Source organism: Pseudomonas simiae (assembly GCF_000934565.1).
GTDB lineage: Bacteria > Pseudomonadota > Gammaproteobacteria > Pseudomonadales > Pseudomonadaceae > Aquipseudomonas > Aquipseudomonas simiae.
Map to the genome: position 1 here is coordinate 1,179,668 of NZ_CP010896.1, position 13,242 is coordinate 1,192,909.

Genomic DNA, 13,242 nt, shown 5'->3' on the forward strand with positions numbered 1-13,242 from the left:
GGTGACGCTTATTCCGGCAGTTTGAACGCCATCACGTAGTCACCCTGTTTGGTGCCCAGGGAGCCGTGACCGCCGGCCATGACCAGCACGTACTGCTTGCCGTCTTTACCGGTGTAGGTCATCGGCGTGGTTTGCGCGCCTGCTGGCAGGCGGCCTTCCCACAGTTGCTTGCCGTTTTTCACATCATAGGCACGCAGGTACTGGTCGAGGGTACCGCTGAGGAACGCAACACCACCGGCGGTGGTGAAGGTGCCGCCCAGGCTAGGTACGCCCATGGTCAACGGAATTGGAACCGGCGCGCTGTCACGCACGGTGCCGTTCTTGTGCATCCAGATGGTCTTGTGGGTAGTCAGGTCGACCGCCGCTACATAACCCCATGCCGGCGCCTGGCACGGCAGGCCCATTGGCGACAACATGGCTTCGAGGATCACACCGTATGGCGCGCCTTTGTTTGGCTGCACGCCTTCGGTTTCGCTGACGCGTGGGCCTTGCTTGGCGATGTCGGCGGCCGGGATCAGCTTGGATTTGAACGCCATGTAGCTTGGGTTCACGAAGGCGATCTGGCGCACCGGGTCGACGGAAATGCCACCCCAGTCGAACACGCCGAAGTTGCCTGGGTAAACGATCGAACCTTGCAGCGAAGGCGGCGTGAAAGCACCGTCGTAACGCATGGATTTGAAATCAATCCGGCACAGCAGTTGGTCGAACGGTGTCACGCCCCACATGTCACGCTCTTTGAGCGGCGGTGGCATGAAGTTCAGGTCGGACTTCGGTTGGGTCGGGGAGGTGCGGTCGCCCGCCACTGCGCCTTGCGGTACCGCCACTTCGTGGATCGGCACGACCGGTTGGCCGGTGGCGCGGTCCAGCACGTAGATGCTGCCTTGTTTGGTCGACGCCATCACTGCCTGCTTCACGCCGGCTTCGGTCTTGATGTCGATCAGCGAAGGCTGGCCGCCCACGTCCATGTCCCACAGGTCGTGGTGAGTGAACTGGAAGGTCCACTTCACGTGGCCAGTGTCGATGTCCAGGGCGGTGAGGCCGGCAGCGTATTTCTCGGAATCGTCGGTACGGTCGCCGCCGTATTGGTCGGGCATCTGGTTGCCCATCGGCAGGTAGAGCATGCCGAGTTTTTCATCCACGGCGAACATGGACCACATGTTCGGCGAGTTGCGGGTGTAGGTCTTGCCTTCGGCCAACGGGGTGGTGTCGTCCGGGTTGCCGCTGTCCCAGTTCCACACCAATTTGCCGGTGTGCACGTCGAACGCACGGATCACGCCGCTCGGCTCGTCGGTGGAGACGTTATCGGTCACGTGACCGCCGATCACGACCAGGTTCTTGGTCACGGCCGGTGGCGAGGTGGAGTAGTAACCGCCTGGGGCGAAGCCCCCGATGTTCGCGCGCAGGTCGACTTGGCCTTTGTCACCGAAGTCTTCGCACATCTTGCCGGTGTCGGCGTTGAGGGCGATCAAGCGGGTGTCGGCAGTCGGTACAAAGATGCGTTTCGGGCAGGCATTCGGTGCGGCAGCCGGGCTGGCGCTACCGGTTGGGCTCTGCTCGGAAGCGTAGGCGGCGTCATCGTGGTACGACACGCCACGGCAAGTCATGTGCGCCCAACCCTTGAAGTTCTCGGCACCCATGCTGCTGATCTTCGGATCGAAGCGCCAGATTTCCTTGCCGGTGTCCGGGTCCAGGGCAATCACTTGGCTGTGTGGCGTGCACACGTAGAGCATGCCGTTGACTTTCAGCGGGGTGTTTTCCGCGGTGGTTTCGCCTGGATCGTTCGGGCCAGGGATGTCACCGGTGCGATACGTCCACGCCGGCACCAGCTTGTGGGCGTTTTCCGGGGTGATCTGCGCCAGTGGCGAGTAGCGATCGCCGTAGGCCGAACGGCCGTAGGAGTTCCAGTCACCCTCAGCCTGGGACGGCGCAGCACTGGCCATGCCAGGTACTGCGTCGCGGTCCAGTTGGCCGGTCTTGACCATTTCACCTGGGTTGGTGAATTGGCTGGCCAGGGCGGTAGCACCCGCCAGCACCACGGCCACACTCAGTGCGCCAGTGCCCAGCGGGGCAGGTTGGCCACGCAGCAACGGACGGCGAAACCACGGAAGCAGCATGACGATGCCCAGGGCGAACAGCAGCGCCAGGCGCGGCACCAACTGCCACCAATCCAGGCCGACTTCCCACAAGGCCCATACGGTGCTGGCGAACAGCACCAGTGCATACAGGCCCAGTGCAGCGCGGCGGGTGGCCAGCAGCAGGACGCCGGTCAGGGTGATGCCGATACCCGCCAGCAGGTAGTACAGCGACCCGCCAAGCATCGTCAGCTTGATACCCCCGGCCAGCAAGGCCAGGCCCATGATCAGCAGCAAGACGCCTAGCAACCTGGGCAGCAGGCGGCTTGGGCTTGAAGCACCATCAGTGCTCATAGTGTGTTTCTCCGTGACGTTGGAATTATGTATCCCCGTGTTTCTTCACTGTAGATGACGATTCGACACGGGCTTGGTTCAGCGTTAATTCGGATTTTCTGGGGATAAGTAGGGTTATCCACAGGCGGGCGATTTATCCTCAGGCGCAGGTCTGGGTAAGACAGCGCTGTCTTGATAGGCGGTTTGAAGCAGCAAGATGGGGTCGACCGGGAGGTGAAACGTTTCAGATTATTGCGGGCAAGGATAAAGGGAGTTTTCTTGGAGAGAAAGGACGAATCGCGATATGCATCATTTCTGAATTGGTAACAGTGACCAAGTGTCGCTGCAAAACCAATGTGGGAGCGAGCACGCCCGCTCCCACAGGGGGCATAGGGTGTGAGTTAGAACGTGGTGCGAATGCCGAACTGCACGCTTCGACCCGGTGCCGGCGCAATATCGCGCAGGATCGAACTGGCATAGCGCACAGTTTGATTGGTCAAGTTTTCACCGTTCACAAACGCCAGCCACTGGCTGCCACCGACATTGAAGCGATAACCCGCGCTTGCCCCCAACGTGGTGTAGCCATCGGTGCCGCTCTCGTTATCCGGCACACGGCCCTGGCCTGCGGCATGTTCCACGTCGATGCGCGCCTGCCAGCGGTCCAGTTCCCACAGCAAACCGCTGTTCAAGCGCAGCGGTGCAATACGCGGCAGGGCTTCGCCGGTGTCCAGGTTGGTGGCGCGGGTGTAGTCGCCCGACAGTTCCAGTGCGAACTTGCCGTAGGCGCTTTCGCCAAGTTTCCAGTGATCCTGGGCTTCGAAGCCAGCGAAACGGGCGCGCACGCCGGAGTATGTGTACTCGGGGATGCCGCCAGCGTCTTCTTCGCCTTCATCGTTCAGCGTGCGACCGCTGCCCAGCAGGCCGATGTAGTTGGAGAAGCGGCTGTAGAACATGCCGAAGCTGCCCTTATGAGTGCCATTGTCAAAGCGCAGCGCCAGGTCGCTGGACACGGCTTTTTCTTTCTTGAGGTTGGCATCGCCCAACTCGTAGGTGCCGGTGGCGACGTGGGCGCCATTGGCATACAGCTCGTAGAACGTCGGTGCGCGTTCGGTGTAGCCCAGGGTTGCGGCCAGGGACCAAACCGGCGTGAGGGTGTAGACCGCACCGGAAGACAGGCTCCCGGCGGTGAAATCGTTGGATTTATCGGCACCGGCAAAACGTGCGTTGCCCTTGGCATCCGGGTCGACGTTGGTGTGTTCCAGGCGTCCGCCGAGGCTGAGTTTCAGGCGTTCAGTGGCCTGCATTTCTTCAAGGATGAACAGTGCGCCGGCATTGGTGTTGGTCTGCGGGACAAAGGCTTCTTCACCCAGGGCCGAGAACTCGTTGCGGGTCACTTGCGCGCCGACCACACCGTCGAACGGACCAATGGGTTGGTGGCGTGCTTCGACGCGTGCTTCATAGCCTTTGTTCTTGAAGATCGTACCGGTTTCGCCGCCTTCGATTTCGCGGTGTTCGTAGTCGGTGTAGCCGGCGTCGAGTTTTACCGAGGTAAACGGGCCTTGCAGGTTGCGGATTTCCGACGCGAAGGCGTAATGATCCTGCTTCATGCGGATGCGTACGTCCTGCTCGGCCGGGGAGCCATAGTTCGCGTCGTAATTGCTGTAGGACAAACCAGCATAGCCGTCGTCCCAGGTGTAGGAACCGCCCACGGCACCGCCATCCTGGCGTCCGTCGCTGTTGCCCAGGCGACCGTTTTTGCCGGGGGCGTCTTCGGTTTCCGGGGCGTGACGGCTGCGTGCCTGGCCGGGGATTTTCAGGTCGTTGAAGGCCCGCGCATTGGCATCCAGGTGTAAGGCGAACGTACCGTTGCCGGCTTCCAATTTGCCCGCGCTGCTGCGGGTGGTGTCGGCGCCGCCGTAGCGCAGTTCACCGGCACCGTGGATGCCTTCGATGGCCTCGGTAGGGATGCGGTTGTCGAAGGTATTGACCACGCCGCCGATGGCGCTGCCGCCATACAACAACGCGGCCGGCCCGCGCACGATTTCGATGCGGTCGACGTTGACCGGGTCCAGCGGCACTGCGTGATCGTAGGACAGCGACGAGGCATCCAGCGCGCCCACGCCGTTGCGCAGGATGCGAATGCGGTCGCCATCCTGGCCACGGATGATGGGGCGGCTGGCGCCGGGGCCAAAGTACGACGATGAAACACCCGGCTGCTTATTCAGGGTTTCACCAAGGCTGCCTTTTTGTTGCAGGGTCAGGTCATCGCCCTCCAGTACCGTGGTCGGCGAGGCGAGTTGTTCGCTGCCCAGCGGGTTGCCGGTAATGACTTGGGGTTGCAGCTCCAGGGCGTGGGCTTCGGAGCAGATCAGCAGGGCGGCGGCAAGCGGGGACAAGCGCCATACAGAAGAGAAGGGCATCAAACACATTCCTTGGCAAAACGACTAAAGATCTGAAATTCATGGTTACAATATAACATTCCTTTTTGACTGAGAGCGGGAACTTTTTTGTTCGTGCTAAAGTGACCGGCTGTATTTCTACTTACTGCAAAAGGCCCGGCATGACCGCGACAAGCAACGACCCACTCCACGGCGTGACCCTGCAACACGTCCTCACCACCCTGGTGGAACATTACGAATGGAGCGGTCTGGCCGAACGCATTGATGTGCGCTGTTTCAAGAGCGACCCCAGCATCAAGTCGAGCCTCACGTTCCTGCGCAAGACCCCTTGGGCGCGGGAGAAAGTCGAAGGCCTCTACGTAAAACTGATGCGCACCAAACGTCCGCTGGACTGAACCTATGAAGCGCTGTGTAGCGGCGGCCGCCTTGGCCGGTTGGGTGGGGCTGGCGATTCAGCAGTACCTGATTTTCCATTCGCGCTGGTCGACAGGCGCCAGTCTGTTGGGCGGGCTGGTCAACTTCTTCAGCTTCTTTACGGTGCTGACCAACACCCTGGTGGCGGTGGTGCTGAGTTATGCCGTGGTTCATCGTGATTCAGCGGTGAAGCGGTATTTTCTGGCGCCCGGGGTCAGCAGCGCGATTGCCGTCAACATTGTGCTGGTGAGCCTGGCCTATAACGTGTTGCTACGGCATTTGTGGCAGCCCGAGGGGTTCCAGTTCATCGCCGACGAATTGCTTCACGACGTGATGCCGCTGCTGTTTGTCGTCTACTGGTGGCGCTGCGTGCCCAAGGGCGCCTTGCGGTTCAAGCACATTGGCCTGTGGGTGTTGTACCCGCTGGCGTACTTCGCCTATGTGTTGCTGCGCGGGGATTTGCTCGGGCAGTACCAGTACCCGTTCATCGACGTCGGTACCCTTGGTTATCCACAGGTGTTTGTGAATGCCGGGGGGATTTTGACGGGGTTTGTGCTGATCGCGTTGGCGGTGGTGGGCTTGGACAAATGGCTCACGCGGGCACAGTAAAAAAGCGCGGGCTTGCCCGCGATCACGCCTGCCCGAACACCTTCCCTGTCAAACCTCTGCACCCCTAAGTCTCCACCCGCCGTATGCGCCGCCGCTGACAGCTCTCTGCGCGTCGCTCGCCCCTGGCTTGGTTTCCATCGTGACGAAGGTATACAGCGCACCGCGCGGCAACGGATGGACGCTGAATCAGCGTCTGGTCGCACGAAACCGATAACTAACTCGCCGAGGCACAATCGGCTGCCTCTACACGCTCGTGTCTTAATTAGTTAGTGGGTTTGGCCCGGTAGAGGCTGTTATTTTTCTACGCTTGTAATCCCGTTCTTACATACCTGTTTGTAGTTGATGGATGCTCATTAACTTGCATGTAGTCTGTTTCTTACGGATGGTTTTAAAGTTTTGGCAAGTTGCCATTATTTTCCTATGTGTCTGCGTGTAACAAAGCTACGCACGTTTGCGAATCGGACGGCTTACTTCTTAATGGCGACGGGGGAAACTTGCGCTGCTTCGAACAACATCCTGATTAAGCAATGCAAATAGTTGGAAAAGCCGTTTTACGCACAATCGCGTGATCCAAACTTTTACCGAGATAAATCAGGCGCTACACCCTGTTCGTCGCTCGCTTAGTAAGTCCTGTAGCACTGTTGTTGCAGGGGGTCTTAATGAAAATTATTAATGTGTGAGTACTGGAAAATGAAAAGCAAAATGAAAACTGCACTGTTGTCTGTCGGGCTGTTGCTGGGTTCGGCGTCCATGGTTCATGCGGCGGATGGAACGGTTACGTTTATCGGGTCGGTCCACTCGGGTGCTTGCTCTATTAAGCCTGACTCCGTCGATCAGACTGTTCACCTGGGGGCGATCGCAAAGCATCAGTTGCAGAGCGGAGGCAAGTCTGAGGCCCGACGTGTGCTTATTGAACTTGAAGGCTGCGATTTGACTGGCCTCACTGATAACACCGTGACGACCACCTTCACCGGGGCACCCTCGGGCGCTGTGCCTGGCGCGATCGGCACGGTCGGCGGTGCGGGTGGTATCGGCATCATGATGACGCATGGCAACAAACTCGTTGAGCTGGGTGTCCCTACGGCTCCGCAGGCCATTGTCGTCGGTGATAACACCCTGGAGTTCGGTGCCTATGTACAAGGCGCCGCTGCGGACCCGATCGTCCCTGGCAGTTTCAGCGCGGTAACCAATTTCACCTTGGCTTATCAGTGAGTTTTCCCCCCGCCACTTAAGGTGGCGGGGGACGCTGGCGGGAGAAAACGGTGAATACATTCATACGCCTTGCTATCACCTCTTCATTGACGATTTTCATCAACCCTAGCGTGTTCGCGCAGGAGCCTGCGCAAGGCGCCGGGGTCGTCACGTTGGGAGGGGAGATCATTGACTCAGCTTGCGGGCTGGAATTGGTCAGTGCCGATCAATCCATCGAGATGGCGCCCGAACCCATAGGTCGGCTCTTGCGAAATACGATGGGCGAACCACACCCCTTCCAATTGCGTCTGGTCAATTGCTCATTGAGTCGCCCCGACCCGTCGCGGCCAGGCGTCAGTTTGCCGGATTGGCAGCATCTGCAAGTGACCTTTGACGGGGCTCGCGATAGAAACGGTCGCTCCTTTGCTGCCTTCGGCGATTCAGAGGGGATTGCCCTTCATATCTGGGATGCGGCTGGTCAAGAGAGTGTTCCGGGTGAGCCGATGCCTCTGCTGCCGTTGGCTGAAGGTGACATGACACTTCACTACACGCTTCGCCTGATTGGAAACGGACTGCCGCTGGTGCCTGGCGCTCACCTTGCTGCGGTGCGGTTCAAGTTGGAATACTTTTGAACAGTGATGGGTTGTTTTCATGTTGAATGCGTCGAAGATCAAAAAAACGCTCCGCCCAAGCCTGTTTGGCGGGTTGATGTCAGCGGTGGGAACGGCATTGGGTGCAGGGGATATCGAGTTTAATACCGATGTTCTTGATCTCGTTGACCGCACCAATATTGACTTGTCTCAGTTTGCTCGCAGTGGGTTTATTCTGCCGGGCACTTACTCGATGGTTGTGCAGATCAATAGCCAGCCTATTTCTGAGCAATCGGTGGCGTTCTATCCCCCCGATGATGATCCCAAAGGCAGTCAGGCCTGTGTGTCGCGCGCGCTTGTGGAGGAGTTGGGCCTCAAGGCCTCCGGCGCTGCCGGGCTTACTTGGTGGAAAGGCGGGGAGTGTCTGGATATTCAAGGCTTGCCGGGTATGGAAGTCGCTGGCGATCTGGCCACCTCCACCCTGAGCATCAACCTCCCCCAGGCCTACCTTGAATACAGCGCCATCAACTGGGACCCACCCTCCCGCTGGGACGAGGGGGTGCCGGGGTTGCTGGTTGACTACAACGTGACGGCGCAAGCCAGTCACCAAAAGAATGACAGTGTCCGCCATAACTTCAGTGGCAACGGCACCGTGGGCGCCAATGCCGGGGCCTGGCGCCTGCGGGCGGACTGGCAGGGGCGTGTCGACAGAGACCGCGATCAGGCGGCCAGGCATCCGACACTGGAGTGGAGCCGCTACTATGCCTATCGCGCCATTCCTGCGCTCAAAGCGCGCCTGGTACTGGGTGAGGACTACCTGTATTCGGAGCTGTTCGACAGCTTCCGTTTTACCGGTGCTGCACTCAACTCGGATGAAAGTCAGCTGCCACCCAACTTGCGCGGTTACGCACCTGAAGTGGTCGGGGTCGCCAAGACCAATGCAAGGGTCATCATCAGCCAGCAGGGGCGTGTGCTGTATGAAACGCTGGTCGCGGCCGGACCTTTTCGTATTCAGGACCTGAATGACGCCGTGAGCGGCAGGCTCGATGTGCGGGTCGAAGAGCAGGATGGTTCGGTCCACACGTTCCAGATCGATACGGCAGGCGTGCCCTACCTGACGCGGCCTGGACAAGTGCGTTACAAACTGGCGAGCGGGCGACCGTCGAATCTTCAGTACGGCGGTGATGGTGACTTCTTCGGCAGTGGCGAGTTTTCGTGGGGCATCAGTAACGGCTGGTCGTTGTATGGCGGCGGTATAACCGATAACAACTACCGTGCGCTGTCGGTCGGTGCCGGTCGTGACCTGTTGGCGTTCGGTGCTGTGTCACTGGATGCAACTCAGTCGCACGCGAGTGTGTGGAATGAGACGCTCTCGGGGAAATCCTACCGCCTTCAATACTCCAAGAAGTTTGAAGAATACGACAGCCAAGTCACCTTTGCCGGTTATCGCTTTTCCGAGAAGAACTACTTGAGCATGAGTGAATACCTCGATGCTCGACATTACGGGAGAAACGGCGAACTCGCCGGGCTCGACAAAGAAAGTGAGTACAGCGGCAGTTGGAAACCGATTGGGGGCAGCAAGGCACTTTATACGGCCACGCTGAATAAGCAGTTTCGGGATCTGGGGGCCACGGTTTACCTGAGTTACAACAAACAAACATATTGGGAGCGCCCGGCCACTCAGCGTTGGAACGTGTCGATGTCACGCTACTTCAATGTGGGTAGCGTCAAGAACTTGAGCGTTTCGCTGAACATGTATCGCACTCAGGAGTACAACTATAAGGATAACGGCATGGCGCTGACGGTCAGTCTGCCGTTGGGGCGCAGCGGCACGCTGTCGCTGGATGCCAATAGGGCAGCAGGCAAGAACAGTTTTTCGACGCGCTACAGTGATCGCCTCGATGAGCGTAATAGCTACCAGCTCAGTGCCAGCGATAACGCTGCCAGTGGTTATCTGAGTCATATCGGTGACCAGGCAGACATCGATCTCGCTGCCAGTAAGCAACAAGGCGATTACACCAGCCTCAGTGTCTCGGCGCGTGGCGGCGGCACACTCACCGCTCACGGTGCGGCATTGCATCGTACCAACAGCACGGGCGGTACGCGCCTGATGGTCGATACCGCCGGTGTGCCCGATGTGCCTGTGCGGGGTTATGGCGCGCCGACGCGCAGCAACGCCTTCGGCAAAGCGGTCATTTCCGATATCGGCAGCTATCAGCGCACGGCGGCCAGTGTCGATCTGGAGAGTTTGCCGAGCAATGTCGAAGCCACTCAATCCGTCACGCAACTGACGCTCACCGAAGGGGCGATCGGATATCGATTCCTGGACGTGATTTCCGGCCAGAAGGCCATGGCCGTTCTGCGCCTGCCGGATGGCAGTTCCCCGCCCTTCGGCGCGACGGTGAAGAACGTCAAACAGCAGGACACCGGGATTGTGAATGACGGCGGCAATGTCTACCTCAGCGGTATTCAGCCCGGCGAAGAGATGATCGTCAGTTGGGGTGGGGCCGAGCGATGTGTCCTCACGCTGCCAGGTGTTTTGCCGGCCGATGGCTTGACCCATGCCCTGCAACTGGGCTGCCGCAGGGTAGCCACTGATCAATCCTTGCCCGAGCCAGCCAAGCTGACCGGGAAGCCTACCGATATGGAGAACACATCCTCATGATGCTCAAAACGCGCCTCACACTCCAAGCCTTTACGCTGCTGGCCCTGGGCTTGAGCCAGAGCGCCAACGCGGCGGTTGGCCTGGATCGTACCCGAGTGATTTTTGATGGTGGCAAAGAGGCCACCAGCGTGAACATCACCAACAACAACACCCAGTTGCCCTATTTGGCTCAGGGCTGGATCGAGGACGAGGCGGGCAAAAAAATCACCTCGCCGTTGATCGTACTCCCGCCGGTTCAACGCCTGGAGCCAGGGAAGCAAAGCCAGGTGAAAGTTCAGGCGTTGCCGGCGGCCAAATCGTTACCGCAGGATCGAGAGACGGTCTACTACTTCAACCTGCGGGAAATTCCGCCGCGCAGCGATAAGGCCAACACCCTGCAAATTGCGCTGCAGACTCGGATTAAATTGTTCTATCGGCCGCAAGCCATTGCGCCAAGCCAGCAAGACTTATCCAACCCGTGGCAGGAAAAACTGACCCTTACCCGCGAAGGCGAGCGTTACCAGGTGAATAACCCTACGCCTTACTACGTGACCCTGGTGGATGCACGCAGCACCAAGGACGGTAAAACCGTGCCGGGCTTCGAACCCCTGATGGTTCCGCCCAAAGGCACGCTGACCTTGGGGCCAACGGCCACCGTACTCGGCACAACGCCTTATTTGGCCTATGTGAATGATTACGGCGGGCGTCCGGTACTGGCATTCACCTGCGGTGGCAATACTTGCAAGGTCAACTCGCAAGTATCGACGCCTAATGAATAGTGCCTGCTGCTGGAGAACGTCATGAAGTCGCGCAATGTGAAGGTCTTGGGCGGCCTGTTGCTGGTCTTTGCGGGGGGCGCACAGGCCGAGGATGTCGAGGGCATGAATGGGCTGCTGAACATTTCCGGGGCCATGCATGAAACCCCCTGCAGCCTGGAGATGGCCTCACTCCATCAAACGGTTGACCTGGGCGCCGTGTCGACCAGCCAGTTGCAGCGTCCCGGCGATCAGGCAAAACCGGTGGCGTTTCAGCTGCGGTTTACCGATTGCCACCGCACCGCAGGCAGCATCCGCAGTGAACGTACCGGGAACCTGACCTGGAGTGCCTTTCAACCCGTGCTGTCGGTGGCGTTTTCCGCACCCGCCGATGCTGATGATCCGCGGTTGGTCAAAGTGCAAGGCGTCACCGGGATGGGCCTGCAATTGACCGATGCACTGGGGCGGGATGTGCAGTTGGGCGCCAGGGGCGAACCGTTGTTTTTACCCCTGGGCGGCAATGTCCAGACCTGGAACGTTCAACCCACGCGCACTTCCGCGGCGTTGACCAGTGGGGCGTTTCGGGCCGTGGTGGATTTCAGGCTCAATTATGAGTAGGGGCAGAGTGATGGCAACCTCAACCGGCCCGTGGGCCATTCTTATCGCTGGCAGCCTGCTGTGGGCTGTCGGCCAAGGCGTGCAGGCTGAAACCAGCCTGACCATCCGCGCGGTCATCATCGCGCCGCCGCCCTGTGTCATTAACAACGGCAGTACGCTCGATGTGCCGTTTGGGAACGACCTGCTGACGTCGCGGGTGGACGGGGTCAATTATCGTCGAGACGTGCCTTACACCGTCAGGTGCGACTCCCCCTTCAGCAACGCGTTGACCCTCGAACTCAAGGGCTCGGGGGCTGCGTTCGACAATCGTGTGCTGGTGACCCGCAAACCGGATCTTGGGGTCAAGCTGTTCGTGAACGGGGCTGACTGGCCGCTGAATACGGCGGTGAATTTTACCTATCCGAACTTTCCGGTGGTGCAGGCGGTGCCGGTCAAACGGGCGGGCAGCACGCTGACGGGAGGCGCATTTGATGCGACCGCCACCCTTGTGGTCGATTACCAATGAAGAGGAACGATCAATGACATTTTGGCAACCGCGAGCGTTGCTCGTCTGGTGGTCCATCGGCCTTTGCAGTGGTGCTTCGGCCAACCTGACCTTTAGCGGAACGCTGAACGAGCCTCCTCCTTGCACGATCGATGGCGGCAACACCATCGAAGTCGACTTTGGGGACGTCGGCGTCAAGCGAGTCGATGGCGTGAAATATCGCAGGGGGCTCGGTTACACCATCAGTTGCAGCCCTGCCACGCTCCCTTGGGAGCTGAAGTTGAGTGTGAACGGCACGCCCACGGTGTTCGACGGCTCGGCGGTGCAGACCAATGTGCCTGAACTGGGCATTCGGATTTTTCAGAATAACCTGCCGTTTCCACTCAATACGCCACTGGAGATAACCCTGTCGTCGCCGCCGGTGTTGGAAGTCGTACCGGTCAAACCGCTGGGCGCCATTCTGGCCCCGGCAAGGTTTACGGCGGTGGCCACGCTATTGGCCGAATACGAGTAGGAGTTGAGCCCATGCGACATGAAATGCTTCATAAAGGCTGGGCATGTGCCGGGCTGGCATGCCTGTTGATCTTCGGCCTGATCCCGGCGGGGCAGGCGGCGGACAACCTGAGTTTCAAGGGCAATCTGGTTGAAGAGGCTTGTACGATCCGCCCTGGCGACGAGGCCATCACCTTGGAACTCTGGGACGTTACCAGCAAGCACCTCTATATCAACACGCGCTCACAGGGGAAGGGTTTCAAACTGCACCTGGAGGATTGCGACACCACGATTGGCAACACGGTCACCATCACGTTCGGCGGTAGGGAAAACATGGCGCTCCCTGGATTGTTCGCGCTGGACGGTGGAAGCGGTGCATCAGGTATTGGCGTCGGTTTAGAGACGCCGAGCAACAAGCCATTGCCGCTCAATACCGTCAGCGATGAACAGGTGCTGAGTAATGGCAACAATGTCATTGAACTCAAGGCCTATGTGCAGGGTGAGCCGGATGCGATCAGGGATCAAACCATCGGGCATGGCCTGTTCACAGTGACCTCGACGTTTACGCTGGACTACCCGTAACCGCCTCAGACAAGCCTCAACTCTCCCCTGGGCGGCGTTAAAGCGTGGGCTGAATGTTC

12 protein-coding genes are annotated in these 13,242 nt (G+C 59.3%); 10 read left to right on the forward strand and 2 right to left on the reverse strand.

Going from position 1 to position 13,242, the window contains the following annotated elements; translation table 11 throughout:
* Nucleotides 1–8 precede the first annotated feature (8 nt).
* Together PF1751_RS05285 and PF1751_RS05290 are read right to left on the reverse strand one after the other, a co-directional pair.
* Nucleotides 9–2,426: a glucose/quinate/shikimate family membrane-bound PQQ-dependent dehydrogenase gene (locus PF1751_RS05285; RefSeq protein ID WP_044286685.1), complete on the reverse strand. Its 2,418-nt coding sequence runs from the start codon at nt 2,424–2,426 to the stop codon at nt 9–11.
* Nucleotides 2,427–2,806: 380 nt separating this feature from the next.
* Nucleotides 2,807–4,825, reverse strand: coding sequence for a TonB-dependent receptor (locus PF1751_RS05290; protein ID WP_044286686.1), 2,019 nt, complete (start codon nt 4,823–4,825; stop codon nt 2,807–2,809).
* 140 nt (nt 4,826–4,965) lie between these two features.
* Here PF1751_RS05290 and PF1751_RS05295 point away from each other — a divergent pair, with 140 nt between their 5' ends.
* The 10 genes from PF1751_RS05295 (at nt 4,966) to PF1751_RS05340 (ending at nt 13,183) form a co-directional block, all read left to right on the forward strand.
* Nucleotides 4,966–5,199, forward strand: a complete 234-nt coding sequence (locus PF1751_RS05295) for a VF530 family protein (protein WP_010212838.1) — start codon at nt 4,966–4,968, stop codon at nt 5,197–5,199.
* 4 nt (nt 5,200–5,203) lie between these two features.
* On the forward strand, nt 5,204–5,827 hold the full coding sequence (locus PF1751_RS05300; protein ID WP_010212837.1) for a Pr6Pr family membrane protein: 624 nt from the start codon (nt 5,204–5,206) through the stop codon (nt 5,825–5,827).
* A gap of 702 nt (nt 5,828–6,529) precedes the next feature.
* Nucleotides 6,530–7,039 carry a fimbrial protein gene (locus tag PF1751_RS05305; protein WP_032883091.1) on the forward strand — a complete coding sequence of 170 codons (510 nt, stop codon included), beginning with the start codon at nt 6,530–6,532 and terminating at the stop codon, nt 7,037–7,039.
* A gap of 50 nt (nt 7,040–7,089) precedes the next feature.
* Entirely contained in the window at nt 7,090–7,650 is a 561-nt protein-coding gene (locus PF1751_RS05310; protein WP_010212835.1) for a fimbrial protein, read from the forward strand.
* 19 nt (nt 7,651–7,669) lie between these two features.
* On the forward strand, nt 7,670–10,273 hold the full coding sequence (locus PF1751_RS05315; protein ID WP_021491809.1) for an outer membrane usher protein: 2,604 nt from the start codon (nt 7,670–7,672) through the stop codon (nt 10,271–10,273).
* The gene (locus tag PF1751_RS05320; protein WP_010212832.1) at nt 10,270–11,031 is read left to right on the forward strand and encodes a fimbria/pilus periplasmic chaperone; all 762 of its coding nucleotides are present in this window, start codon (nt 10,270–10,272) and stop codon (nt 11,029–11,031) included. Before PF1751_RS05315 ends, PF1751_RS05320 begins: the two co-directional genes overlap by 4 nt.
* A gap of 21 nt (nt 11,032–11,052) precedes the next feature.
* The gene (locus PF1751_RS05325) at nt 11,053–11,625 is read left to right on the forward strand and encodes a fimbrial protein (protein WP_010212831.1); all 573 of its coding nucleotides are present in this window, start codon (nt 11,053–11,055) and stop codon (nt 11,623–11,625) included.
* Nucleotides 11,626–11,635: 10 nt separating this feature from the next.
* The gene (locus PF1751_RS05330; protein WP_010212830.1) at nt 11,636–12,130 is read left to right on the forward strand and encodes a fimbrial protein; all 495 of its coding nucleotides are present in this window, start codon (nt 11,636–11,638) and stop codon (nt 12,128–12,130) included.
* A 13-nt stretch (nt 12,131–12,143) separates the two neighbouring features.
* Nucleotides 12,144–12,623 carry a fimbrial protein gene (locus tag PF1751_RS05335; RefSeq protein WP_010212829.1) on the forward strand — a complete coding sequence of 160 codons (480 nt, stop codon included), beginning with the start codon at nt 12,144–12,146 and terminating at the stop codon, nt 12,621–12,623.
* Between the two features lie 11 nt (nt 12,624–12,634).
* Complete coding sequence (locus tag PF1751_RS05340) at nt 12,635–13,183, forward strand: fimbrial protein (RefSeq protein ID WP_021491808.1); 549 nt, start codon at nt 12,635–12,637, stop codon at nt 13,181–13,183.
* Nucleotides 13,184–13,242 lie beyond the last annotated feature (59 nt).